The 24,109-nt window shown below is 69.8% G+C and carries 24 protein-coding genes; 8 read left to right on the top strand and 16 right to left on the bottom strand.

The features are described from left to right. Positions 1 to 114: 114 nt before the first annotated feature. Together L942_RS22255 and L942_RS22250 are read right to left on the bottom strand one after the other, a co-directional pair. The gene (locus L942_RS22255; protein WP_051166147.1) at positions 115 to 459 is read right to left on the bottom strand and encodes a DUF3099 domain-containing protein; all 345 of its coding nucleotides are present in this window, start codon (positions 457 to 459) and stop codon (positions 115 to 117) included. Between the two features lie 8 nt (positions 460 to 467). Further along, positions 468 to 1,760 (bottom strand): amidohydrolase, encoded by a 1,293-nt coding sequence (locus L942_RS22250; protein ID WP_037363653.1) that lies wholly within the window; start codon positions 1,758 to 1,760, stop codon positions 468 to 470. A gap of 19 nt (positions 1,761 to 1,779) precedes the next feature. On the opposite strand from L942_RS22250, the gene L942_RS22245 reads away from it, so the two are divergent. From L942_RS22245 to L942_RS22235, 3 genes are all read left to right on the top strand, one after another. Further along, the gene (locus tag L942_RS22245; protein WP_037363651.1) at positions 1,780 to 3,285 is read left to right on the top strand and encodes a DUF7782 domain-containing protein; all 1,506 of its coding nucleotides are present in this window, start codon (positions 1,780 to 1,782) and stop codon (positions 3,283 to 3,285) included. Next, positions 3,282 to 3,707 (top strand): D-aminoacyl-tRNA deacylase, encoded by a 426-nt coding sequence (gene dtd / locus L942_RS22240; protein ID WP_037363649.1) that lies wholly within the window; start codon positions 3,282 to 3,284, stop codon positions 3,705 to 3,707. Before L942_RS22245 ends, dtd begins: the two co-directional genes overlap by 4 nt. Positions 3,708 to 3,984: 277 nt before the next feature. Then, entirely contained in the window at positions 3,985 to 5,016 is a 1,032-nt protein-coding gene (locus L942_RS22235; protein WP_037363642.1) for a sigma-70 family RNA polymerase sigma factor, read from the top strand. Positions 5,017 to 5,476: 460 nt separating this feature from the next. Here L942_RS22235 and L942_RS44365 read toward each other — a convergent pair whose 3' ends face one another. After that, positions 5,477 to 5,614 (bottom strand): hypothetical protein, encoded by a 138-nt coding sequence (locus L942_RS44365; protein WP_158684505.1) that lies wholly within the window; start codon positions 5,612 to 5,614, stop codon positions 5,477 to 5,479. Between the two features lie 195 nt (positions 5,615 to 5,809). Between L942_RS44365 and L942_RS22230 the strand changes: the two genes are divergently transcribed. Beyond that, entirely contained in the window at positions 5,810 to 7,471 is a 1,662-nt protein-coding gene (locus L942_RS22230; protein ID WP_037363639.1) for a fumarate hydratase, read from the top strand. Between the two features lie 18 nt (positions 7,472 to 7,489). On the opposite strand, the gene L942_RS22225 is transcribed toward L942_RS22230, so the two are convergent. The 10 genes from L942_RS22225 to L942_RS22180 form a co-directional block, all read right to left on the bottom strand. Next, positions 7,490 to 7,927 (bottom strand): SRPBCC family protein, encoded by a 438-nt coding sequence (locus L942_RS22225; RefSeq protein WP_037363637.1) that lies wholly within the window; start codon positions 7,925 to 7,927, stop codon positions 7,490 to 7,492. A 372-nt stretch (positions 7,928 to 8,299) separates the two neighbouring features. Next, positions 8,300 to 8,809, bottom strand: a complete 510-nt coding sequence (locus tag L942_RS43055) for a hypothetical protein (protein WP_235079316.1) — start codon at positions 8,807 to 8,809, stop codon at positions 8,300 to 8,302. A gap of 44 nt (positions 8,810 to 8,853) precedes the next feature. Then, a complete protein-coding gene (locus tag L942_RS22215) occupies positions 8,854 to 9,345 on the bottom strand; it encodes a hypothetical protein (RefSeq protein ID WP_081655169.1) in 492 nt (163 codons plus the stop codon). Positions 9,346 to 9,420: 75 nt separating this feature from the next. Continuing rightward, positions 9,421 to 10,218, bottom strand: coding sequence for an ABC transporter permease (locus L942_RS22210; RefSeq protein ID WP_037363628.1), 798 nt, complete (start codon positions 10,216 to 10,218; stop codon positions 9,421 to 9,423). Next, on the bottom strand, positions 10,196 to 11,059 hold the full coding sequence (locus L942_RS22205) for a 2-aminoethylphosphonate ABC transporter permease subunit (RefSeq protein ID WP_037363625.1): 864 nt from the start codon (positions 11,057 to 11,059) through the stop codon (positions 10,196 to 10,198). Before L942_RS22205 ends, L942_RS22210 begins: the two co-directional genes overlap by 23 nt. After that, positions 11,056 to 12,123 carry an ABC transporter ATP-binding protein gene (locus L942_RS22200; protein ID WP_037363623.1) on the bottom strand — a complete coding sequence of 356 codons (1,068 nt, stop codon included), beginning with the start codon at positions 12,121 to 12,123 and terminating at the stop codon, positions 11,056 to 11,058. Before L942_RS22200 ends, L942_RS22205 begins: the two co-directional genes overlap by 4 nt. Next, the gene (locus L942_RS22195; protein ID WP_106964979.1) at positions 12,120 to 13,154 is read right to left on the bottom strand and encodes a 2-aminoethylphosphonate ABC transporter substrate-binding protein; all 1,035 of its coding nucleotides are present in this window, start codon (positions 13,152 to 13,154) and stop codon (positions 12,120 to 12,122) included. The genes L942_RS22200 and L942_RS22195 overlap by 4 nt, the downstream gene beginning before the upstream one ends. Then, positions 13,151 to 13,837 carry a phosphonatase-like hydrolase gene (locus L942_RS22190; protein ID WP_081655168.1) on the bottom strand — a complete coding sequence of 229 codons (687 nt, stop codon included), beginning with the start codon at positions 13,835 to 13,837 and terminating at the stop codon, positions 13,151 to 13,153. Before L942_RS22190 ends, L942_RS22195 begins: the two co-directional genes overlap by 4 nt. Beyond that, a complete protein-coding gene (locus tag L942_RS22185; RefSeq protein ID WP_037363621.1) occupies positions 13,831 to 14,949 on the bottom strand; it encodes a TIGR03364 family FAD-dependent oxidoreductase in 1,119 nt (372 codons plus the stop codon). Before L942_RS22185 ends, L942_RS22190 begins: the two co-directional genes overlap by 7 nt. A 315-nt stretch (positions 14,950 to 15,264) precedes the next feature. Then, the gene (locus L942_RS22180) at positions 15,265 to 16,041 is read right to left on the bottom strand and encodes a GntR family transcriptional regulator (RefSeq protein ID WP_037363618.1); all 777 of its coding nucleotides are present in this window, start codon (positions 16,039 to 16,041) and stop codon (positions 15,265 to 15,267) included. A 76-nt stretch (positions 16,042 to 16,117) separates the two neighbouring features. Here L942_RS22180 and L942_RS22175 point away from each other — a divergent pair, with 76 nt between their 5' ends. Together L942_RS22175 and L942_RS22170 are read left to right on the top strand one after the other, a co-directional pair. Continuing rightward, positions 16,118 to 17,335, top strand: coding sequence for an APC family permease (locus tag L942_RS22175; protein WP_037363615.1), 1,218 nt, complete (start codon positions 16,118 to 16,120; stop codon positions 17,333 to 17,335). 295 nt (positions 17,336 to 17,630) lie between these two features. Continuing rightward, complete coding sequence (locus tag L942_RS22170) at positions 17,631 to 18,437, top strand: serine protease (protein WP_037363612.1); 807 nt, start codon at positions 17,631 to 17,633, stop codon at positions 18,435 to 18,437. A gap of 506 nt (positions 18,438 to 18,943) precedes the next feature. Here the strand turns inward: L942_RS22170 and L942_RS22165 are convergent. Then, entirely contained in the window at positions 18,944 to 19,405 is a 462-nt protein-coding gene (locus L942_RS22165; protein WP_037363610.1) for a MarR family winged helix-turn-helix transcriptional regulator, read from the bottom strand. Positions 19,406 to 19,466: 61 nt separating this feature from the next. On the opposite strand from L942_RS22165, the gene L942_RS22160 reads away from it, so the two are divergent. Continuing rightward, positions 19,467 to 20,360, top strand: coding sequence for an alpha/beta hydrolase (locus tag L942_RS22160; RefSeq protein ID WP_037363607.1), 894 nt, complete (start codon positions 19,467 to 19,469; stop codon positions 20,358 to 20,360). 3 nt (positions 20,361 to 20,363) lie between these two features. Here the strand turns inward: L942_RS22160 and L942_RS22155 are convergent, their stop codons facing one another. Beyond that, complete coding sequence (locus L942_RS22155; protein WP_037363605.1) at positions 20,364 to 21,470, bottom strand: NAD(P)H-dependent flavin oxidoreductase; 1,107 nt, start codon at positions 21,468 to 21,470, stop codon at positions 20,364 to 20,366. 8 nt (positions 21,471 to 21,478) lie between these two features. Next, positions 21,479 to 23,074, bottom strand: a complete 1,596-nt coding sequence (locus L942_RS22150) for an acyl-CoA synthetase (protein ID WP_200862885.1) — start codon at positions 23,072 to 23,074, stop codon at positions 21,479 to 21,481. 65 nt (positions 23,075 to 23,139) lie between these two features. Between L942_RS22150 and L942_RS22145 the strand changes: the two genes are divergently transcribed. Then, positions 23,140 to 23,928 carry a crotonase/enoyl-CoA hydratase family protein gene (locus L942_RS22145; RefSeq protein WP_037363600.1) on the top strand — a complete coding sequence of 263 codons (789 nt, stop codon included), beginning with the start codon at positions 23,140 to 23,142 and terminating at the stop codon, positions 23,926 to 23,928. The last annotated feature ends 181 nt before the right edge of the window (positions 23,929 to 24,109 follow it).

Raw genomic sequence — 24,109 nt, 5'->3', positions numbered from 1 at the left:
CCTTGACAAGCACCCCAAGACCGTCAGCACAATCAAGCTTCGGGGTGCCCCACGCACGCCGGAAGGCGCAATGTCGCCCGCCAGGGCGACGAGCCGCCCGCCCAGAACCGGGACCTACCCGTCGATCACCCGATGCTTCCGCCCCTCGATCTGCCGAGCGTCCCGCGCAAACCGATTGACCTTCTCCGACTTCCGCGGCGGCCGGTCATTCGCGATCAGCACCGCGATCCACGGCAACGGCACCGAAATCACCAGGAAAAGAATCGCCAGCCACCACGTGTGATAGGTCAGCCCGGCCAGGACGAGGCAGGGAATCCGGCACACCATCATGATGACGTACTTCCGCTTCCGCGCCGCCAGCTGATCGTCGAGCGACGGCTCGGCCTCGGTGATCAGCACCGGCTCGGGGCGGGGATCGGGTCCGTGGGGTGCGTTCACAGCACCACCTCCGCGTTCCATCGTCTCACTCACCGCCCTTGCGCGACACCCGGGCGGGCGAACCGGGACAACGCGGCGACGACCAGCGTCTCGACCCCGGTCCGCAACGTCGGATGCAGCACCGGCGCGAACTTGGACGAGTGGTTCGAGGGCACGTCGGTCTCGAACCGCCCCTCGGTCATCGCCGTGATCACCTGCTGTGCGTCGAAGCCGCCGACCAACCAGAACACCGACGGTACGCCCGCTGCCCGGCCGAATTCGCTGAAGTCCTCGCTGCCGGTGACCAACGGCGCGGGCATCGTCGCCTCCGCACCGAAGTGCGCCCGGAACACCTCGGTCAGCTCGTCCGATGCGGCCGCGTCGTTCGCCGTGACCGGATACGACGCGACGACCTCCACCGTCGGCTGCTGAGGCGCGCCCGCAGCCGCGGCCTCGCCGTTGACGATCCGCTCGATCGCTTTGCGCAGCCGCAGCAGCACAGCGTCGTCGAAGGCGCGGGTGTTGACCTCCAGCACGGCGTGGTCAGCGATCACGTTCGCCGCGGTCCCGACGTGCATCGAGCCGACAGTGACCACCGCAGGCTCGGTCGCCGCGATCTCGCGCGACACGATCGTCTGCAGCTTGAGCACCACCGACGCCGCCAGCACCGCCGGGTCGACGGTGGTTTCCGGCCGCGAACCGTGTCCGCCGCGACCGTGCAGGGTGATCCGCAAGGTGTCGGTCGCGGCCATGATCACGCCCGGACGCGTCAGCACCCACCCGGCCGGACCAGGCACGATGTGCTGGCCGAAGACCACGTCCGGTCGGCCGACCCGCTCGAAGAGCCCGTCGCGGACCATCCCGGCCGCGCCGTCGCCAGCCTCCTCCCCGGGCTGGAACAACGCGAGCAACGTGCCGGACCACTGGTCCCGCGAAGCCGCGAGGAGATGCGCGGCCCCGGAGAGCCACGTCGCGTGCATGTCGTGCCCGCAGGCATGCATCAGCGGCACGTCGCGACCCTCGGAGTCGACGCCGCGCGCAGTGCTCGCGTACGAGAGGCCTGTCTGCTCCTCGACCGGCAGCGCGTCGATGTCCGCACGAAGCAGCACAGTCGGTCCTTCGCCGTTGCGCAGGACGCCGACGACGCCGGTGCGGCCGATGCCGGTGTGCACCTCGAAGCCGTCTTCAGTCAGCCGTCGGGCCAGCTCGGCTGCCGTGCGAGTTTCGGTAAACGCCAGCTCGGGATGCCGGTGCAGATCGACGTACAGCGCTTCAAGCTCCGGCAGTGCCGCTTCAAGCGGAGCCAGGACACGCTCGGTGGTCTCGGTGGTCACGATGCTCATCGTGGCAGGCTTACCCACCGTGAGCACGAACACGCCTCTTCCTGACCTTTCCGACGACGTCTGCGCACGGCTGCGCGAAGCGTTCCGACGCACCGGCTACGACGCCGACGGTGTCGTCGACGCGCTCGGCGGCGCGGCGCACACGGCGCTCGGCCGCGGCGAGCCCGAACCCGCCCGCCGCGCGAGCCTCGACGCCGGGGACCTCGGCGTCTTCATCCGGCTGTTCCTGCTCGGTCTCGCCGAGACGGAGAAGGCCGTCTCGGCGGCCTTCGCGCCGCTCAGCGTGGACGACGCGGTGGCCGCGGGGATCCTGCGGACAGTCGGGGACGAGTTCCGCGCCGCGCTCGATATCCGCCCGCACGGCGACGAAGAGGGCTCGTGGTGGGTCGTCTCCGACCTCGACGCCGACATGCTCGGCCACGTCGTGCCCGAGGACCACGTGCTCGGCGTCGGGCACGCGTCGCTGAGCCTGATCCGCGCGACCAGCCGCCGCCCCGTCGGCACCCTGCTCGACCTGGGCACCGGCAACGGCGTCCAAGCCCTGCACGCGACCCGGCACGCGCAGCGGGTGACCGCGACCGACGTCTCGGCCCGCGCGCTCGCCCTGGCCGCGGCCACGTTCCGGCTGAACGAGCTTGAGGTCGAACTGCTGCGCGGCGAGTGGTTCGCGCCGGTCGCGCGCCGCCGGTTCGACCAGATCGTGTGCAATCCGCCCTTCGTGGTCGGTCCGCCCCGCGTCGACTACACCTACCGCGATTCCGGCCTGGCCGGCGACGACGCGAGTGCGCTGGTCGTCCGTCAGCTGCCGAGCTTTCTCAACGACGGCGGCACCGGCCAACTCCTCGCCTCCTGGCTGCACCGCCGCGGCGAAGACTGGGGCGACCGCGTCGCGCGCTGGCTGCCGCCCGAGACCGACGCCTGGTTCGTACAGCGCGACGTCGCCGACCCCGGGCTGTACGTCGGCACCTGGCTGCGCGACGAAGGCATCGACCCGCGCTCGCCCGAAGGCCGTGCCAAGGCGGCGGCATGGCTCGACTGGTTCACCGAAAACGACGTACAGGGCATCGGATTCGGCTTCGTGACACTGCGTCGGGCAAACGGTCAGACGCCGACAGTTGTCTGCGAAGACCTGCGACAGGCTTACGACGACCCGCTGGGCCCTGAAGCGGCGAACTGGCTCGATCGCGTCGAGTGGCTGCGTACGCACGGCGACAACGTGTTGGACGTAGCGTTCCGGGTACCCGACACAGTGCTGCTCGAACGCGTCGATTCTCCCGGCGACGAAGGCTGGGAGACGACGGTGCGCCGGTTGCACCGTACGGACGGGCCGGGTTGGCAGCACGAGGTCGACGAACTCACCACGCGGCTGCTCGCCGGGTGCCGCGGCGCGCTGCCGCTGTCGGATCTGCTGGAGCTGCTGTCCGCCGCGCAGGGCCTCGATTCGGCCGAATTGACCGCCGCCGCGTTGCCGATCGTCCGCGAACTTGTGCGGCACGGCATGCTCGTGCCGGGTTCGCCGCGGTGAGGGCGGTGGCGGCGCGGGTCACCCGCGCGAGCGTGACCGTCGCGGGGGAGATCGTCGGAGAGCTCAAAGAACCGGGATTGCTCGTGCTGCTGGGCGTGCACCGCGACGACGATCTCGGAAAGGTCGAAACGATGGGCCGCAAACTGCACGAGCTCCGGGTGCTGCGCGACGAGGAATCGTGCGCGACGACCGGGGCTCCGCTGCTCGTGGTGTCGCAGTTCACGCTCTACGGCGACACCCGCAAGGGCCGCCGCCCGTCGTGGACCGCCGCTGCCCGGCCGGAAATCGCCGAACCCCTGGTGGACGCCGTGGTCGCCGAACTGCGCGGCCGCGGCGCGACCGTCTCGACCGGACGGTTCGGCGCGGAGATGGCGGTGGAGAGCGTGAACGACGGCCCGTTCACCGTTCTCGTTGAGGTCTAGACCACATTGGCACCGCCCGCGTAACATCGAAGGCACCGAGCGCGATTCGAGCGCATTTCCGGCAGCGGCGCGGTTCTCAGGAAAACCTCAGTTTTGGTGGAGCAACCGCGGGACGGGGACGCCCGTCCTCATTTCAGCGAGCCGGGAACGTTTCGCCTTCCCGGAGCGTTGAGACCGATGTCCAGCCAAGCCGGCTGGGCCCGCGGGCACGGGATTCCACAGGCCCCGTTCCGCAGGCGCCGGCGAGACACGTTCAGCCCGTGACCGGGGAGGCAGAATGTCAGTCCAGACTCTCGAACGCGAAGCGCGCGGGATTCGCGAGCGCGGGATTCCAGCACAGCAGACCGAGGAGCGGGTGAGCGTGGGGGCGCTCGCCGACGCCGACCTCGACGCCCAGAGCCCCGCCGCCGACCTGGTGCGCGTGTACCTGAACGGCATCGGCAAGACCGCGCTGCTCACCGCGGCCGACGAGGTCGAGCTGGCGAAGCGGATCGAAGCCGGGGTCTTCGCCCAGCACATGCTCGACACCGCCGAGGACCTCACGCCGCAGCGCCGCAAGGAGCTGCGCGCGCTGGTGCGCGACGGCCACACCGCGAAGAACCACCTGCTGGAGGCCAACCTGCGGCTCGTGGTGTCGCTCGCGAAGCGCTACACCGGACGGGGCATGCCGCTGCTCGACCTGATCCAGGAGGGGAACCTGGGCCTGATCCGCGCAGTGGAGAAGTTCGACTACTCCAAGGGGTTCAAGTTCTCCACGTACGCCACTTGGTGGATCCGCCAGGCCATCACCCGCGGCATGGCGGACCAGGGCCGCACGATCCGGCTGCCGGTCCACCTGGTCGAGCAGGTGAACAAGCTGGCCCGGATCCGCCGCGACCTGCACCAGCAGCTCGGCCGCGACGCGACGCACGAGGAGCTGAGCGCCGAATCGGGCATCCCGGTGCACAAGATCTCGGACCTGCTCGACCAGTCCCGCGACCCGGTGAGCCTCGACATGCCGGTGGGCACCGAGGAGGACGCCCCGCTGGGCGACTTCATCGAGGACTCGGAGGCGACCGACGCGGAGAGCGCCGTCATCTCCGGCCTGCTGCAGGACGACCTCCGCCGGGTCCTGGCGACGCTGGACGACCGCGAACAGCACGTCATCCGGCTGCGCTACGGCCTCGACGACGGCCAGCCGCGCACGCTCGACCAGATCGGCAAGCACTTCGGCCTGTCGCGCGAGCGCGTGCGGCAGATCGAGCGCGAGGTCATGGCGAAGCTGCGCCAGGGCGAGCGGGCCGACCGGCTGCGGGCGTACGCCAGCTGAGTTTCTTCCCGCTCCGGAACCGGGATTCGGGACCCGGCCCCGGAGCGGGCGGAGAAGCCGGCCGGCGGGCTGATTCGGGCTGGCGCGGCGGGCTGACCGGTGGGGACCGGTGAGCCAGGCCGCGGCGAGCGCGCGGGCAGGCAGGTCAAGGTTTCCGAGGGGACCGGGGTGGGGCCCGGTCAGGCGGGACGGCGACCTTCGACCAGAAGATTGTTTCGATGGGCAGCGGTTCGCGCCGCTGGTTGCGCAAGACCCTCGGTTCGGCTTCCGGACCGGGGGTTTTGTCGTGTCCGGGCCTGGATTTCACTCGTCTGGACGCCGCGGGGGGAAGGCCTGGCGAATTGGCGACAAATTGCCTCATCAACACCACCAGCCTCACTAGCCACTTCAGTCACCCCAGTGCACGGGGATCACGCTTCCGTGTCGCGCTTTATCCCATTGCTCCCGGTTTTCCCGCTACTCACCGCAGCTGCGTCACCACTCCGCGCACCCGATCGGGGAAACCGCGTTTGGCCCTTCCGGGCAGTGGGTAGCAAGCGTTCGCGACCCCCGCCGGGCGGCGTCCGGTCAACGCGCCGGCGAGGGTCCCGTTAGTCACGCGGGCGGGTGTGTGCGCACCCGGTCCGCTTTCCCCGGGAGGTCGGGCCCGTCGGGGTGGGCCCGGCCTCCCGACCTTGCCCGCTCCCTCCCGCGGCGAGCGTGCGCTATCCCACAGCGCCGCCGCGCCCGTGCGACCGGGCGGAACCCGCTGAGTACCGTGGGCCAATCCCGATCAGGGCAAAGGAGCCTCGCTGTGCCGCCCACCACGTTCCAGCACACCGAAGTCCTGCCGCTCGGCAAGGACACCACCACCGAGTACCGGCTGGTCACCGCCGACGGCGTCGAGACCGTCGAAGCCGCCGGGCGGAAGTTTCTGAAGGTCGATCCGGAGGCGCTGACGACGCTCGCGCGCACGGCGATCACCGACATCCAGCACCTGTTGCGTACGTCACATCTGCAGCAGCTGCGCGCGATCGTCGACGACCCGGAAGCCAGCGGCAACGACCGTTTCGTCGCGATGGACCTCCTCCGCAACGCGGCCATCTCGGCCGGCGGCGTGCTGCCGATGTGCCAGGACACCGGCACCGCGATCGTCATCGGCAAGCGCACCGAGGGCGTGCTGACCGGCGGCGACGACGAGCGGGCGCTGTCGAAGGGCATTTTCGACGCCTACCAGCAGCTGAACCTGCGCTACTCGCAGATGGCGCCGATCAACTTCTGGGAAGAGCGCAACACCGGCACGAACCTCCCGGCGCAGGTCGAGCTGTATCACAAGGATTCGGACGCGGCGGACCCGTCGTACGAGTTCCTGTTCATGGCCAAGGGCGGCGGCAGCGCGAACAAGACGTTCCTGTACCAGGAAACGAAGGCGGTCCTGAACCCGAAGCGGCTCGCCCGGTTCCTGGACGAGAAGCTGCGCAGCCTGGGCACCGCGGCGTGCCCGCCGTACCACCTGGCGATCGTGGTCGGCGGCATGTCGGCCGAGTTCAACCTCAAGGTCGCGAAGCTCGCGTCGGCGCGCTATCTGGACGATCTGCCGGCCGAGGGCTCCGAGCTGGGCCACGCGTTCCGCGACCGCGACCTCGAGCAGCAGGTGCTGGAGATGACGCGCCAGTTCGGCATCGGCGCGCAGTTCGGCGGCAAGTACTTCTGCCACGACGTCCGCGTGATCCGCCTGCCGCGGCACGGCGCGAGCTGCCCGGTCGGCGTCGCGGTGTCGTGCTCGGCCGACCGCCAGGCGAAGGCGAAGATCACGAGCGAGGGCGTGTTCATCGAGCAGCTCGAACGCGACCCGGCCCGCTTCCTGCCGGACGTCACCGAGGACGACCTGTCCGACGAGGTCGTGTCGGTCGATCTGAACCAGCCGATGGACCAGATCCGCGCGCAGCTGTCGCAACTGCCGGTGAAGACGCGGCTGTCGCTGACCGGCCCGCTGGTCGTGGCGCGCGACATCGCGCACGCCAAGATCGCCGAACGCCTGGACGCGGGCGAGGAGATGCCGCAGTACCTGCGCGACCACCCGGTCTACTACGCGGGCCCGGCGAAGACGCCGGACGGCTACGCGTCCGGCTCGTTCGGCCCGACGACGGCCGGCCGGATGGACTCGTACGTCGCCCAGTTCCAGGCAGCGGGCGGCTCGCTCGTGATGCTGGCGAAGGGCAACCGGTCGAAGCAGGTCACCGCCGCGTGCAAGGAACACGGCGGCTTCTACCTGGGCTCGATCGGCGGCCCGGCCGCGCGGCTGGCGAAGGACTGCATCAAGAAGGTCGACGTGCTCGAGTACGCCGAACTCGGCATGGAAGCAGTCTGGAAAATCGAGGTCGAAGAGTTCCCCGCGTTCATCGTCATCGACGACAAGGGCAACGACTTCTTCTCCGAAACCAGCGAACCAGTCCTGCAGATCAGCTTCCGCTGACCCCTCGCGACGCCGAGGTCATCCGGGAAACATCCCGCCCAGCCGGGCGAGAGTCTTCTCGATGGCCTCGGCGTTGCGCTTGGGAAACCCAAGCAACCTGATCGCGAGCGGCGACCGCGCGGTAGACCAGTCGAAGGTCTCGGTGACCTCGGTCCGCCCGTCCCCGGTCGGCTCGAGCAGCCACCGCCACCGATGCCCGGAGAAGTGCCGCCAGGCGATCAGCCGATTCTCCTCGAATTCGACGACGGTGTTCTGAATCCGGTACGGCGCGCCCATCCGCATCTCCATGCCGAACCGCGCCCCGAGCGACAACCGGTCAGGTGCGGCCCCGCGACTGGCCCGCACCGTCCCCGACCCGTCAATGAGCGGATGCTGCGCCGGATCGGCCAGCAGCGCGAATATCCGTTCCGGCTCAGCAGCGATCACCGCACTGCGCGAAACCTGGCGAGTTCCCATCCCCGCAGCCTAAGGCCGCACGCCCCCCACAGCCATCGACGCGCCCCCGACAGCCATCGCGAGCACCAGCGGTGTCCACTGTGGACCACCAGCCAAGAAAGTCCACCCCCCACGATCCGCAACCGCTGCACCCAACGATCGAGGCACCCAGCCCCTCCCCCGCACCCCGATACGAAGCCTCCCTGCGGTCTTGGGGTGCTNNTCTTGGGGTGCTTGTCAAGGCACGCTTTCCCGCCTTGACAAGCACCCCAAGACCGTCAGCACACTCAGGCTTCGGGGTGCCCCACGCACCCGCTAACCGGCAATGTCGCCCGCCAGGGCGACGAGCCGAACGACCCCCCGACGAAGCCGTCCGACCCGCCGCGACCAACCTCACCGAGGCGGAGACTGCTTCAAAACCACAGTCCTTTCCCCCAACGGCGCAGCCAACGCCACCGAAATCACCGGATGCCGCAAATCCATCGTGCACATCTGCCCGGTCTGTGCCTTCGTCTCGCTCAAATCCACGACGACCTTCTGCGGAGTCTGCTCAACAGCCTCCCCCAGCGCATGCCCGCAGCCCCCTTCCTCAGCCCGCACCACGAGCACCGTCCCCCCGTTGTCCGAATAAACCTCCTTCGGAAACGTCTTGGGCAGCGCAGCCCCGTCCACGCGGTTGTCCGGCACCCGCTGCGCGCCCTGCGGCGGGTCGAACTGCGGCTTCCCCGGCGGCGGCACCGACGGCGAACTGCTGGTCGTGCTGCCGCCCTGCGGCGCGGTTTCGGACCCGGACGCCGGTGCGTTCGCCATGTTCGCCGGGCCGCCGCACCCGGCCGCCATCGTGAGCACCAGCGCCGCGCCTGCCAGTCGTGTCGTTCCGATCAGCTTCGTCGAGTACCTCATGCCCCTGGGACGGGACGACCGCCGCGGCGGGTTGCACCCGATCTTCACGGACCGGGTTTCAGGACCAATTCGCGTCCGCCCAGCGGCGCGGCGAGCCGCACCGGCAGCGAAATCTCCCGCACGTGCATGGGGCACATCTGCCCGTGCGGCGGCTTGGTGATCGTCACGAGCACGATCACCCGAGCAGCCGTCTGCTCCCCCGCCTTGGCACTGATCTTGTCGCATCCGCCCTCTTCCGCCTGGATCACCACGACCGAACCGCCCTCGGCGAGCGTGACGTCGTGGGGATATCCAGCCGGAAGCGCCGAAGCGTCGATCTGCCCCGGAGCGGGCGCGGTATCCCCTGGCGGCACGCCCTGGGTAGGACGGCTCTTCGGCGGCGCTGACGTCGGCGGCGGCGCGACCGACGACGAAGCCGGCGGCGGCGAGGAAACCGACGTCGAACTGGACGGTGGCGGCCCCGAGGAAACCGGCGCAGCCACGGTTCCGTTGCCCCCGCACGCCGCGACCGTCAGCAGCAGCGCGCTCGCTCCCACGATTTTCCCTGTAGTCCGCATGCATCGCGGACGGAATCGCGGCCTCGAAGGTTGCACCCGGGCGGGGAAACTATTTCACCGGGCCGAAGCCTTTCCCCGCACCAGCCCCAGCAGCACCACCCCGGCCAGTGTCACCACCAGCAACAGCACCGTGCTCGCCGACGCCAGAAACACCTGTCCGCGGTCAGTGAGGGTGAAAATGGTCGCCGGGAGCGTCCGCCAGTCCGGCGGGTACAGCATCATCGTCGCGCCCAATTCGCCCATCGACATCGCCAGCGCCAAACCGGCCGAAGCGGACATCGCGGGCAGCAGCACCGGCAACCGGACCCGCAGCAGCACCCGCAGCGGACGCGCGCCGAGACTCGCCGCGGCCTGCGCCAGCAGCGGGTCGACGCGTTGCAGCGCGGCCGAAACCGTGCTGTAGGCGAAGGGCAGCAGGATCATCAAGTGTCCGGCCAGGACAATCCAGCGCGTGCCGTTGAACGCCAGCGGCGGACGGCTGAACGCCACGAGCAACGCCAGCCCCAGCACCACCGACGGCACCGCGATCGGCAGGTGGAACAGCGAATCCGCGATCCGGCGCAGCCTTGGCGGCGCGTGGTCGACGGCCAGCGCGGCCCAGGTCCCGATCAGCACCGAGACAAGCGACGTGATCACCCCGGTCTGCACGCTCACCGACAGGCTCGCGAACGTCTCGCCGGACAGCGCCTCGGCGTAGTGCGCCCCGGTGAGCCCGCTGGGCAGCACCCCGGTCCAGCTCCCGGCGAACGACGCCAGCACGATCATCACCAGCGGCGCGGCCACCACCGCGAGAAAAACCACGCCGAACACCAGCCACACCAGCAACCGGCTACGCCGCGTCCACAGCAGCACGACGGCCTCCCCTCCCGACCACTCGCCGGTAAACCGCGTAGAGCGCCAGCGACAGCACCACGTTCACCACTGCGACCACGGACGCGGCCGGGAAGTCGAACGTGACGATTCCTTTGCCGTACACCAGCATCGGCAACGTCGAGACGCCCTTGGCGCCGAGGAAAAGCACGATGCCGAACTCGTTCATCGTCAGCAGCAGCACCAGACACGCACCTGATGCGAGCGACGGCAAGGCTTCCGGCAGCACGACCCGCCACAACACTCGACCCGGCCGCGCGCCGAGACTCGCCGCCACGTCCAGCTGCGCCGACGGAACCTGACTGAACGCAGCGAGCGCGGGCCGCATCACGAACGGCGTGTAGAAGGTGATCTCGGCAAGCAGCACGCCCCACGGCGAGTACAGAAACCCAGCGGTGCCGAAGACGCCCGCGCCGCCGTAAAGGAAGGTGAAGGCCAGCGCGATCAGGAACGACGGGAACGCCAGCACCGTGTCGACCAGCCGGGCCAGCAGCGTCGCTCCCGGGAACGGGACGAACGCGACCACCAACGCGAGGAAACCGCCGAGCAGCACGCACCCGACTGTGGAACCCAAGGCCAGCAACACCGTCTGCCACACCGCACGGCCGAATTCCGGCGAAGACAGCACCTGCTTCCACACCGAAAGCCCGAGACTGCCGTCCTGTGCGGTGAACGACTGCAGGATCACCAGCACCAGCGGGTAGCCGAAGAAGCCGCCGACCACGATCGCGGGCAGCAGCAGCCAGCCGATCCGGTACCGGCGGGGGCGCGCGGCGCGCCGGGCGGGGGCGACCGCGGCGGTGCCGAGTGCGAGGCCGGTCATCCGCCCACCCCAACCAGCGGGCAGCCGTCCGGAATGGACACCCCGACGCGGTCGCCGACCGCGGGCAGCACCGGGCTGTCCGGCACCTCGGCGCGGATGTCGCCGACCTCGTCGGTGAGCCGCAGGTCGAGCCGGTATCCGGAACCCCGCCACTGCACGCCGCGCACCAGCGCCGGGAAGGTGCCCGGCCCGGGCTCGCCGACCGAAATCCGGTGCGGCCGCACGCCGAGCGCCACCGGCCGTTCCGGCTGGAGCGTGCCGGACGGTTCGGCGGACAGCTCCCGCCCGGCCAGCCGGACCGTCGCGACCGCCCCGTCCGCGCGCACCAGTTCGACCGGGATCAGGTTCGCCGCGCCCAGGAAGCTCGCGGTGAACTCGGTGGCCGGACGACGGTACAGCTCTTCGCACGGACCGAGTTCGACCAGCCGGGAATCGCGCAGCACCGCGATCCGGTCGGCGAGCGCGAGGGCCTCGCTCTGGTCGTGGGTGACGTAGATCAGCGTGGTGTCCGGCAATTCGGCGCGCAACCGGAGCAGTTCCGCGACCATGTCCTCGCGCAGGGCGGCGTCCAATGCGGACAGCGGCTCGTCGAGCAGCAGCACGTTGGGCCGGATCGCCAGCGCCCGCGCCAGCGCGACCCGTTGCTGCTGCCCACCGGAAAGCTCACGGGGATAGCGCCGCGCGTACTCGCTCATCCCGACCAGTTCCAGCACCTCGCCGACACGCCGCGCGACATCCGCTCGGCGCGTCTTTCGCGCCTTCAGTCCAAACGCGACATTGTCGGCGACGCGCTGGTGCGGGAAAAGCGCGTAACTCTGCACCACGACGCCGAGACCGCGCCGGTGCGGCGGCAAGTCGGTGACGTCCTGGCCGTCGAGCAACACCCGTCCGGCACTCGGCCGGAGGAATCCGGCGAGCGCCTTGAGCGCGGTCGACTTGCCGGAGCCGGACGGCCCCAGCAGGGCCAGCGTTTCCCCGCGGGCCACCGAAAGGTCCAGCGGGGCAAGTGCTTGCGTCGCTCCGAAATGGACGGATACGCCGCGGAACTCGACTGCCGGAGTCACTGCCCGGTGGCCTTCCGGTACGCGGCGAGGTCGGCGTCGAGACGGCCGAGGACGGCGTTCCAGTCCGGCGTCCAAACGTCCACACCGGACATCGCGGCGGTGATCTTCGCCGCCTTCGGGCCCTGCGGCTTGACATCGGTGCGCGCCGGGATGCCGTACGCGTCGCTGGCCTTCGCCTGGGTTTCGGCCGAGAACAGGAAGTCGAGCAGCTTGCGGGCGTTGTCCGCGTGCGGTGCGTTGTTGACCAGGCCGGCGAAGTACGGCAGCGCAAAGGTGGAGCGTTTGCCCTGCGCGTCGGCCGGGAAGAACACCGAGAACCCGCCGCTCTTGTCGATCTCGGCCAGGTTCATCTGCAGGTCCCCGTTGGCGACGAGGATCTCGCCCTTCGCGACCTTCGGCTGCAGCTTGCCGGTGGACGACGACGGCCCGACGTTGTTCGCCTGCAGACGGCCGAGGTAGTCGAGCGCGCCCTGCTCGCCGAACACGTGCTGCGCCTGCAGCAGCACCGCGGTGCCGTCGCCTGCCTCGCCCGGCGTCGAGTACTGGAGCTTGCCCTTGTACTTCGGGTCGAGCAGGTCGTTCCAGGTCTTCGGGGCCGGGTTCGCCTGCTGCGGGTTGTAGATGAAGCTGAGGTAGTTGTTCATCAGCGCGTAGTAACGGCCCTGCGGATCCTTCTGCGCGGCCGGAACCTGGTCGGCGCCCTTCGGCGCGGACGCGGCGAGCAGGCCTTCCTTCGCCGCCTGCTGGACGAACGGCGGGAGCGTCACGAGCACGTCGGCCTGGGTGTTGGCCTTTTCCTTGCCGACGCGCGAAACGACCTCGGCGGAACCGGCGGTGACGGCCTGGACGGTGATCCCGGTCTGCTGTTTGAATTCGGCGAACCGGGCGTTGTACCAGTCTTCCAGTCCGTCCGCGGTGTACACGGTGACGGTCTGGTCGCCGGACGCGCCGCCCGCGGTGCCGCCGCACGCGGACAGCAGGCCGGCGAGGGCCGCGACGAGAGCGACGACGGTCGCTTTCCGGATGTTCATGACTGAGCAGCTCCTTCGAGTACGGCGGGGAGGGCGGAGACGGAGTCGAGAACGTGGGTGGCGTGCGCGGCTTCCAGCTCGCCGCGGCTGCTGGCGCCGGTGAGCACTCCGGCGACGATTCCGGCGCCGGCGGCCAGGCCGGTCCGGACATCAGCGGGGGTGTCGCCGACGACCGCGATGGCCCGGACGTCGGTGACCTGCAGTTTCAGCGCGGCCGCGAGGACCAGGTCGGGGTAGGGACGGCCGCGCACGCCGTCGCCGGGCGCGAGCGCGAGGTCAGCGAGGTCGTGCCAGCCGAGCGCGTCCAGCAGCGCGCGCTGAGTCGCGGGCGCGAAGCCGGTGGTGAACGCGACCCGGACGCCTCGCTCGCGCAGGCCGCGGATCGTTTCCTCGGCGCCGGGGATCGGCTTGCACTCCCCCGCCGCCGCCATCCGGCCGTACGAGCCCTCGAATTCGGCGTTCGCGCGCTGGGCGAGGTCTTCGTCGCCGAGCATCGCGCGGAACACGGTGATCTTCGACTGGCCCATGGTTTCCCGGACATAGTCGAGCATTCCGGCGTATCGGTCGTCCTCTTCGGACACTCCGGCGGCGGCGATCGCCGCGGTGAAGGCACGTTCGACCAGTCCGTCGTCCGCGACGGTGGTTCCGGCCATGTCGAACACGACGAGTTCGGTGGTCACCAGTCCAGCTCCTTTGCGGTGTCTTCGGCGATTGCGGGCGAGCAGGTCATCCCCCGGCCGCCAGGGCCGGTGACGAGGAAAGCGTTGCCGGACAGCCGTTCCCGGTGCACCACTGCGGCCGGGTCGGTGGCCTGCGCGTAGACGCCGGCCCAGCGACGGCGGATCTTCGGCAGCGGCCGGCCGAGCAATGCGCTCGCTACTTCGGCGAGGTGTTCGTACGGGTCTTCGGTGACGTCAAACGGGAACGGCTGCGCGTACTCGTGCGTGTCGCCGATGGTCAGCGAACCGTCGCGGCGCTGCACCATCAGCAGCTGCATGGCGTTCTGCGCGGCGATTTCGCCCTGCGGCTGGCCTTCGTTCAGCGCGTCGAGCGCCGCGCCGCGATAGGCCGGGTAGTACCGGAAGCTGTCGCCGTCCGCGACGCTGGTGGGCAACGGTTCGCCGAGCGGTTCGGTCTGCGCCATCTGCAGCCGGACGCGGCGCACCGGGAGCTCGCCCGCGATCTCGCGGACCAGCCCGCCGAGCCACGCGCCGGTGCAGAACACCACGACGTCGCCTTCGTGCCGCTCGCCGTGATCGTCGACCACGCCGGTTTCCGTCAGGTTCCGCACCTCGCGCCCCGGCAGCCAGCGGTACCGGCCGCTCGCTTCGAGCGCTTCCCGAAGCGCCGGCTGCGCGGTCCGCGGTTCGACCGCCGCGTCGCGCTCACACCACAACGCTCCGGCGAAGGTGCCGCGCAAAGCCGGGTTCAGCGCCCGGGTCTCCTCCGCGTCGAGGAGTTTGAGACCGCGCTCCGCCGCCTCCGGCCGGGCGACGACCTCCTGCGCGACGGCCAGCTCGGCGTCCGTGCGGACGACCGTCAGCGAACCGTTGGGCCGGAAACCCAGCGCGGGCACGCGTTCGCCGATCCGTTCCCACAGCTCCCGGGCGCGCACCGCGGTCTCCAGCTCCGGCCCGGAGGCGCGGCCGCCGACCCAGACCAGCCCGAAATTGCGGACGGACGCTCCGCGCGCCTCCGGCTCGCGTTCGAGCTGAAGGACTTCGTGGCCGCGCTCGACGGCCTGCCAGGCGTGCTGGGTGCCGAGCACGCCGCCGCCAACGATGAGGATTCGCACGGCCGCAACAGTCGCCGCCCGCGCCCAACGGAGCCTGTCGGCCCGGGGAACGCGAGATGAAGCAGCCTCGAATATTGGACCGGATGAGTTACCGTTCTGTTATCTGCGGCCAGTGCTCGACGCCGGTCAGCCTGAGCGACCGGCATCGGATACGCGTCACCCCGGTCTGCCCGGTCTCGAGCAGCCACTCCCGGGGGCATCGTCGACTTCAGCACGCCGAGCCAAGCGAACAGCAAGGTCAGAACCGCATGGGCGGTCCAGAGTGCGATCTCGGTCAACGGCCGAGGAACGAACCGGCGACGAGGGAGGCGACAGCTACTCGACGCGGCTCAACCGCGTGACGAAGCTCAGCCGGTCCCCGCGGTAGAGCGACCGGACCCGCTCGAACGGCTCGCCGTCCGGGCCCCACGACACGCGGTGCATCAGCAGCATCGGCAGCGCCGGGTTCGTGCCGATGAGCAGCGCTTCCCGGGGTGACGCGAGCACGGTCTCCACGCGTTCTTCCGCCCCGTCGAAGACCACGCCCAGCTCGTCGCGCAGGTACGCGTACAGCGAGCGCTCCGGGTCGAAGTCCTCCGGCAGCGTGGGGAACCGGTCGGCGCGGAGGAAGGTCGATTCGAGGCCGACGCGCTCGTCGTCGGCGAGCAGGACGCGTTCCAGGTGGATCACTTCGGCGTCCGGTTCGATCCGCAGGTCGGCGGCCAGTCCGGTGCCCGCGGCGTGGCGTTCGAGCGTGATCAGCGTGCGGCCGGGGCGGATGCCTTGGCGGCGCAGGCCTTCGGTGTAGCTGACCAGCGCGAGCGGCTGGACCAGCTTCGGCGCGGCGACGTAAGTGCCGCTCCCCTGGCGTCGCGACAGCCTGCCTTCGAGGACCAGCTCGCTCACCGCCTGCCGGACCGTCGCGCGGGACACCTCGAACCGTTCGCACAGCTCGCGTTCCGTGGGCAGCGCGCAGCCTTCGCCCAATTCGGCGATGACGGCCAGCAGTTCGACCTTCACCGCGTAGTAGCGCGGCACGCGGCCGTGATCCGGAATGCCGTCACGGACCGGTCCGTCGGCGGACAGGCGGGACAGCGGCGAAGACGTAGGCACGAGACCCGAGCCTATGCCAGACGCGCGGCGCGTGGTTCGCTGTCTCGCGAACTGACCCCATGGGAGGAACCGCGCGATGCCTTTGGCCCGCAGGCTCGGCCTGGCCGACGCTGTTTTCATCGGACTCGGTTCGATGATCGGCGCCGGCGTTTTCGCCGCGTTCGCCCCGGCCGCGCGTGCCGCGGGCTCGGGATTGCTGCCCGCGCTTGCTGTAGCCGCGTTGGTCGCCTACTGCAACGCGACTTCTTCCGCCCGGCTGGCCGCGCAGTATCCGGAATCCGGTGGCACCTATGTGTACGGACGCGCTCGCCTGGGTGAATTCTGGGGATACCTCGCGGGTTGGGGTTTCGTCGCCGGGAAAACGGCGAGCTGCGCGGCGATGACGCTGACTGTCGTCGCGTACGCCGCGCCCGGGCTCGGCCAGCCTTGGCGGAGCGTCCTCGCGGTGGGCGTGATCGGAGTGGTCACCGGAGTGAACTATCTCGGGGTGCACCGGTCCGCGTTGGCGACCCGGGCGATCGTCTGCCTCACTCTCGCGGTCCTCGCTCTGGTCGCGGTTTTCGGTTTCTCCAGCCCGCACGTTTCCCCCTGGACTCCGTTTCGCGGCGGCGGAGTGCTCGAAGCGGCGGGGTTGCTGTTCTTCGCGTTCGCCGGTTATGCCCGGCTGGCCACCCTCGGCGAGGAAGTCCGTGACCCGGCGCGCACTATTCCGCGGGCCATTCCGCTCGCTTTAGGGCTGACGCTCGTGGTGTACGCCGTGGTGGCGGTGGTGCTGCTGGTGACGTTGGGGCCGGACCGGATCGGCGCGAGCCCCGATCCGCTCGCTTCGGCCGCGCCCTCGCTGTCGCCGGTCGTTCGAGCGGGCGCGGTGGTGGCCTCGTTGGGTTCGTTGCTGGCCTTGGTGCTCGGGGTTTCGCGGACGACGCTCGCGATGGCGCGGGACGGGCATCTGCCGCGTTTCTTGGCCGCGGTGCACCCTCGGTTTTCGGTGCCGCATCGGGCCGAGCTGACGGTGGGCATGGTGGTCGCGATACTGGCGACGACGACGGATTTGCGTGGGGCGATTGGGTTTTCGTCCTTCGCGGTGCTCGCCTATTACGCGGTGGCGAACGCTTCCGCGCTGACCTTGCGCCGGGACGAAGGGGCCGCGCCGAAGGCGGTCGCGGCCGGCGGTTTGGCGGGGTGTGCGGTGCTGGCGTTCAGCTTGCCGGTCGCCTCGGTGCTCAGCGGGTGTTTGGTGCTGGGGTTGGGCGTGGCGGCGTACTTCGTGCGCCGTCGGGTGACTACGCGCTGAGATTTCGTTTTGCCAGCAGGGCTTCCGGCCTGGCTCGCGTTGCTCGGTGCGCGAAAGTCCCCCTCGCTCCGCCTCCCACCGGTTCCGCCCATCAGCACAGATCCGCAGGTCGAGACTGCTTTTTCCGCTCACGCCCGGTGGCGAAATCCGCCGGATCCGGTGAAGAATCCCAAAGATCCGAAGAAAGTTGGTTGTCCGCTTACCGCCGCTCTGGTGTAGTCGATCCGTCACCGCACGACACCTCCCCGCCTCCGGGAGCGGAAGCTCCACAGTGGACACCGGAAGGACATTCCCCTTGGCCGACAAGCGAAACTTCAGCATGCTCACCCGAATCCTGGCAGGCGCGGCAGCGCTCGCGGCCGCCGCCGGATTCGCGACGCCCGCCGTGGCGTCGACGCCCTCGCCAGGAGCCGAGCCGCAGATCGTGGGCGGAACTCGCGCCGGCCAAGGGGAATTCCCGTGGATGGTCCGGCTTTCGATGGGCTGCGGCGGCGCGCTGTACACGAACCAGATCGTGCTGACCGCCGCGCACTGCGTCGACCGCACCGGAGCGGACTCGTCGATCACCGCGACGCTCGGCGTGGTCGATCTGCAGAGTTCGAGTGCGAAGAAGGTGCGCTCGGCCTACGTCTACCGGTCCCCCACGTACGACTCCACCGGCGGCGACTGGGCGCTGATCAAGCTGGCGAGCCCGGTCAGCGGCATCCCGACGCTGCCGATCGCGAAGAACGCCGACAACAACTCCGGCACATTCACCATCGCCGGCTGGGGCGCGGCCGAGGAAGGCGGCGCGCAGCAGCGGTATCTGCTGAAGGCCGAGGTCCCGTTCGTGGACGACGCGACGTGCCAGTCCCAGGGCGGCGACTACGCCGACCTGAAACCGGACGCGGAACTCTGCGCGGGCAAGGTCGACACTGGCGGCGTCGATACCTGCCAGGGCGACTCCGGCGGCCCGATGTTCCGTCGCGACGAAGCGGGCGAATGGGTCCAGGTGGGCATCACCAGCTGGGGCGACGGCTGCGCCCGGGCCCACGCGCCCGGCGTGTACACCGAGGTGAGCAGCTTCGCCTCCGACATCGCCGAGGCGGCCGGGAAGATCTGACCCTGTTCGCCGGGTCGGGCGCGGGATTCCGACGGGGTTCCGTGCCCGGCTTGAGCAGTGCCTTCCGGTGAGGGAAGGTGCACGCCGGAGTGCGGACCCTCCGGAGCGGAGGCCGCGATGCCAGCCCACCGGGAGCCGCCGCGGTTGCACCGCTCCAGTGCACGGGAGCGCGGCCAACACTCCCGTGCACTGGAGTGCGGCCAGTACCCAGCAGGATCCCGAGAGCCGGGAATCGCTGCCGGGGAGAGCCAACCCGAGGCAAGCCGTGCGGTCTGCCTCGTGCGCAGATCCCGTTACGGGACATTCCGGCCTCCGGCGCGCCGGGCACGGTGAGCTGCGCGCGGCGCGGCGCACGGCGAGCTGCACGCGGCGCTGCGGGCACGGTGAGCAGCACGCGGCGCGGCGCACGGCGAGCTGCGCGCGGCGCTGCGCCGGGAAGTCACGGGGCAAGCACCACGCATTACGCTCCGTCAGAGCGCACGGAACAGGGGCGAATCCCGCGGGTCCTAGCCCGCCGGAAGCCCGACGTTCCGCTCTTCCAGCACCTCGCGCAGCTCGGCGAGCACCGAGACGACCGTCGCGGCCCGGTCGTCCCCCACCACGGAGCCGAGCAGTTCCTCGAGCTGGTCCTGGAACGTCTTCTCCATCGCGTCGGCCAGCTCCCGGCCGGCGGGGGTCAGCTCGAGGAGCGACGACCGCCGGTCCTCCGGGTTCGGCGCCCGGCGCACCCATCCGCGTGCTTCGAGCCGGTCGACGCCCTTGCTGGTCGCCCCGATTCCGACGGCGAAGTTCACCGCGAGGTCCGCGACCCGCGACCGCGGATGGCGCGCCAGGTACCGCAGGAACTCGAACTGCGCCGCGCCGATCCCGTGTTCGGCCTTGAGGCCGTCGCTCAGCGCGTTGTAGACCCGGGTCTCGCAGCGCACCAAATGGTCGAAGAGCTGCTCGTTTGCCGAAGTACCTGCCATGGCATATATTCTAGCATTACATGCCACGGAAGATACTTCCGCAGAATTTTCAGGAGTGCCGATGAGCAGGGACCAGCGCCGCGCGATCGCCGAGAAGCTTCTGCAGGCGCCGGAGCAGCCCGAAGCGTCGACGATCGACGAGATGCGGGCCGGGTTCGCTGCGTTGATGAGCCAGTACCCCGTCCCCGCCGAGCATCGCGAAACCCCGACGACGCTCGCCGGGCGACCAGCGGTGCTCGTCGAGCCGCCGAGAGACCAGCGGCCGGGCACGATCCTGTACTTCCACGGCGGATCGTTCTCGCTCGGTTCGCCGCACACCGCGATGGCGCTGACCGCGAATCTGGTGCTGCGCACCGGAATCCGCGCACTTTCGCTGGACTACCGGCTCACGCCCGAGCACCCGTTCCCGGCCGGAATCGAAGACGGCCTCGCCGCCTACCGCAGCCTGCTGGAAGCCGGCGACCCGTCCTCGATCGTCTTCGCCGGCGACTCCGCGGGCGGCGGCCTGTCCGTGACCACCACCCTGGCCGCCCGCGACGCGGGACTTCCGCTGCCCGCCGGGATCGTCGCGTTCTCGCCGGGACTCGACCACACCCGCTCCGGGGAGTCCATGGTGACGAAGGAGGCGGCGGACCCGTTCTTCACGAGGGAAAGCATGGGCAAAACCGGCGAACTGTACCTGGCCGGCGCGGATCCCGCGCAGCCGCTCCTCGCCCCGGCGGTGCACGCCGATCTGACCGGCTTCCCGCCGATCCTCCTGCAAGTCGGCACGAACGAGATCCTGCTGGACGACTCGGTCCGGCTGGCCGAACGCGCCCGAGAGGCGGACGTCGACGTGATCCTCGACATCACCGCCGACGTCCCGCACGTCTTCCAGACCTTCACCGACACGCTCGACGAAGCAGGACAAGCCCTGGACCGGGCCGCCCTGTTCATCAAGCAGCGGCTCGCCTGAGCCTCAGCGGATCTTGTCCAGCCGGGAAACCGTCTCCTCGAAGCCCCGCACCAAATCCGCCATCACCTCGGCCACCGGGCGCACCCGGTCCATCCGGCCGACGATCTGGCCCACCGGCATCGACACCACCGACGGGTCCGCGGCGGCGTGGATCCGGTTGTGGGCGTGGGAAACCAGCAGGTTCTGCAGCGGCATCGGAAGCGGTTCCGGCGCGCCCGGCGCCGCCCAGGCCTCCGTCCAGCGGGTCTTCAGCAGGCGCGCGGGCTTGCCGGTGTAGATCCGCGTCCGGACGGTGTCCGCGGAGGTCGCCGCGACCAGTGCGGTCTGCATCGCTTCCGAGTCCGGCATCGTCTGGAGGTATTCCTCCGTCGCGAGCCAGTACGAACCCATCCACGCGCCCGAAGCGCCCAAGGCCAGCGCGGCCGCGACCTGGCGGCCGGAGCCGATCCCTCCGGCCGCCAGAACCGGGGCGCGGTCGCCTACGGCGTCGACGATTTCCGGGACCAGCACCATGGTCGCGATTTCGCCGGTGTGGCCGCCTGCCTCGTGTCCTTGCGCGACAACGAGATCCACGCCGTTGTCGACGTGGCGAGCCGCGTGGACGCCCTTTCCGGCGAGGGCTGCCACTGGGACGCCCGCGTCGTGCGCGCGGGTGATCACGTCGACCGGGGGCGAGCCCAGTGCGTTGGCGATCAGGCTGATCCGGTGGTTCAGCGCGACGTCCACATGGGACCGGGCGACCGAGTGCAGCCAGCCCAGCACCCCGGCGCGTTCGTCGGTGTCGTCGGGCAGCGGCGGGACCGCGAGATCTTTCAGCACTTTGTCGACAAATGCCCGGTGGCCCGGCGGGATCAGCTCGTTCAGGTCCGTCTGGGTGCCTTCGGACGGGATCTTCGCCGGCATCACGATGTCGACGCCGTAAGGCTTTCCGTCGGTGTTCTCGTCCATCCAGGACAGCACCGCGTCGAGTTCGGCGGCGTCGTTGAACCGGACGCAGCCCAGCACGCCCATGCCGCCCGCGCGGCTGATCGCGGCCGCGACGTGCTCCGACGGGGTGAATCCGAAGATCGGCACCTCGATGCCGAACCGGTCGCACAGCGATGTGCGCATGCGCCCTCCTAGGCGGGTTCGTGTTCGGCGGCGTACCGCTGGGCCCACGGATAATCCGGCTTCCCGCTCGGCGAGCGGCCGATTTCGTCGGCCAGCCACACCGTCCGCGGCACCTTGTATCCGGCGACCTCGGTCCGCACGTGCGCTTCCAGCGCGGCCAGGTCCGGTTTCACGCCGGGACGCGGCTGGACGACGGCGGCGACGCGCTGGCCCAGCCGTTCGTCCGGAATGCCGATGACCAGTGCGTCGAAAACGTCGGGATGCGATTTCAGCGCGCCCTCGACTTCTTCCGGATACACCTTTTCGCCGCCGGTGTTCACGCACTGCGATCCCCGGCCCAGCAAGGTGACCGTGCCGTCTTCCTCGTAGCGCGCGTAGTCGCCGGGCACGACGTAGCGGACGCCGTCCACTTCGGTGAAAATGGTGCGGGATTTCTCCGGGTCGCCGTAATAGCCGAGCGGGACGTGGCCGCGGCGGCCGATCAGCCCGACCGCGCCGGGTTTCGGTTCGACCACGTTGCCGTCGTCGTCCAGCAGGATGGCGTCCTTGCCGAAGTTCACCCGCGGGCCCGCGGAATGGTCGGAATCCTTGCCCACCATGCCGATTCCGGTGAAGCCGCTTTCCGACGAGCCGATCGCGTCGGTGATCACGACATTCGGCAGCATCTCCAGGAATTCCTGTTTCACCGAATGCGAGAACAGCGCCGCGTGGCTCGACACCGCGACCAGCGACGACGCGTCGTAATCGCCGGAGCGGTACGCGTCCACGAGCGGCCGCGCCATCGCGTCGCCGACGATCGTCAGCACCTGCACCTGGTGTTCCTGCACCGCGCGCCACACGTCGTGCGCGTCGAACTGCGGGACGAACACCACCGGGCTGCCGGTGAACAGCGCGCCGAACGCGGCCCACTGCGCCGCCCCGTGGATCAGCGGCGCGGCCGGCAGGCGGACGAGCTGACCGGATTTTCCTTGTTCGCTGAGCGTCCATTCGTCCGGCACGTACTCGCCGGTGACGAAGTTGATTCCGCCGCCCAGCGCGCGCCAGATGTCCTCGTGCCGCCACAGCACGCCCTTGGGATAGCCGGTGGTGCCGCCGGTGTAGAGGATGTACAGATCGTCGGCGCTGCGTTCGCCGAAGTCGCGTTCGGCCGACTCGCCGGCGAGCGCCGACTCGTACTCGACGCCCGTCTCGTACGGCGTGTCCGACCCGTCCTCGACGACTACAACGTGTTTCAGTTTTGGGGTCTCCGGCAGCACTGCCGCCACCCGGTCGGAGTAGCGCCGCTCGTGCACCAGCGCCACCAGGTCGGCGTTGGTGAACAGATAGCGGAGCTCTCCGTGGACGTAGCGGTAGTTCACGTTCACCGCGATCGCGCGCAGTTTGTACGCGGCGAACATGGTTTCCAGCGCCTCGATGGAGTTCCGGGAATAGACACCGATGTGGGAACCGGGTCCCACGCCGTGCGCGGCCAGGTGGTGCGCCAGCTGGTTCGCGCGCTTCTCCAGCTGCGCGAAGGTGACCTGGCGCGGTCCGCACACGACCGCGACGCGTTCCGGCACGGCGTCGACGGCGTGCTCGAGTAGATCCGCGATGTTGAGTGCCACGCACCCAAAGTAGAACATGTTATCGTTCTGGGCAATGACCCCGGCCCGAGGAGAAGGAGGCCCCGGTGGCCGAACCCCACGCACTCGTCCGCCTCGAAGGCCACACGCTCGTGGTGACGATGAACCGTCCGGAAGCCCGCAACGCCCTCACCGGCGAAATGCTCTCGATCATGGTCGAAGCCTGGGACCGGGTGGATTCCGACGACCAGGTGCGCAGCTGCGTCCTCACCGGCGCCGGCGGCGCGTTCTGCGCGGGCGCGGACCTGAAATCCATGTCCCGCAACGCTCCTGACAAGTCCTTCTCGAACGGTTCCTTCGACCCGAGCCGCATCGAGGGCCTGCTGAAGGGCCGCCGGCTCACCAAGCCGCTGATCGCCGCCGTCGAGGGCCCGGCCATCGCGGGCGGCACGGAAATCCTGCAGGGCACGGACATCCGGGTGGCCGGGGAAAGCGCGAAATTCGGCGTCTCCGAACCGCGGTGGGGCCTGTTCCCGATGGGCGGTTCGGCCGTGCGGCTGCCCAGGCAGATCCCGTACACCGTCGCCGCCGACCTCCTCCTCACCGGCCGGCACATCACCGCTGCGGAGGCACGCGACATCGGCCTGGTGGGCCACGTCGTCCCCGACGGTCAGGCGCTGGCTCGCGCGCTGGAACTCGCTGAACTGATCAACGACAACGGCCCGCTCGCGATACGCGCGATCCTCAAGACCATCCGCGACACCGAAGCCATGCACGAGGAAGACGCCTTCAAACTGGACGCCAAGTACGGCATCGAAGTCTTCGCCTCCGCCGACGCCAAGGAAGGCCCGAAAGCCTTCACCGAAAAGCGAAAGCCGAACTTCCAAGGCCGCTGACGACAGTCCGTGAAGGGCTCCTTGCGGGAACAGTCCGTGAAGGGCTCCTTCCGGGAATCTGATCCCCGCAAGGAGCCCTTCACGGCACTAAAACCGCACCAGCGCACCCAACCCAGCCAGGCACCCACACCACCCCCGCACCCCGATACGAAGCCAAAACACGGCGCGGAGGTGCTTGTCA

This window comes from Amycolatopsis orientalis DSM 43388, assembly GCF_000411975.1.
Classification (GTDB): Bacteria; Actinomycetota; Actinomycetes; order Mycobacteriales; family Pseudonocardiaceae; genus Amycolatopsis; species Amycolatopsis orientalis_D.
This window is presented reverse-complemented; position numbering and strand designations above follow the sequence as displayed.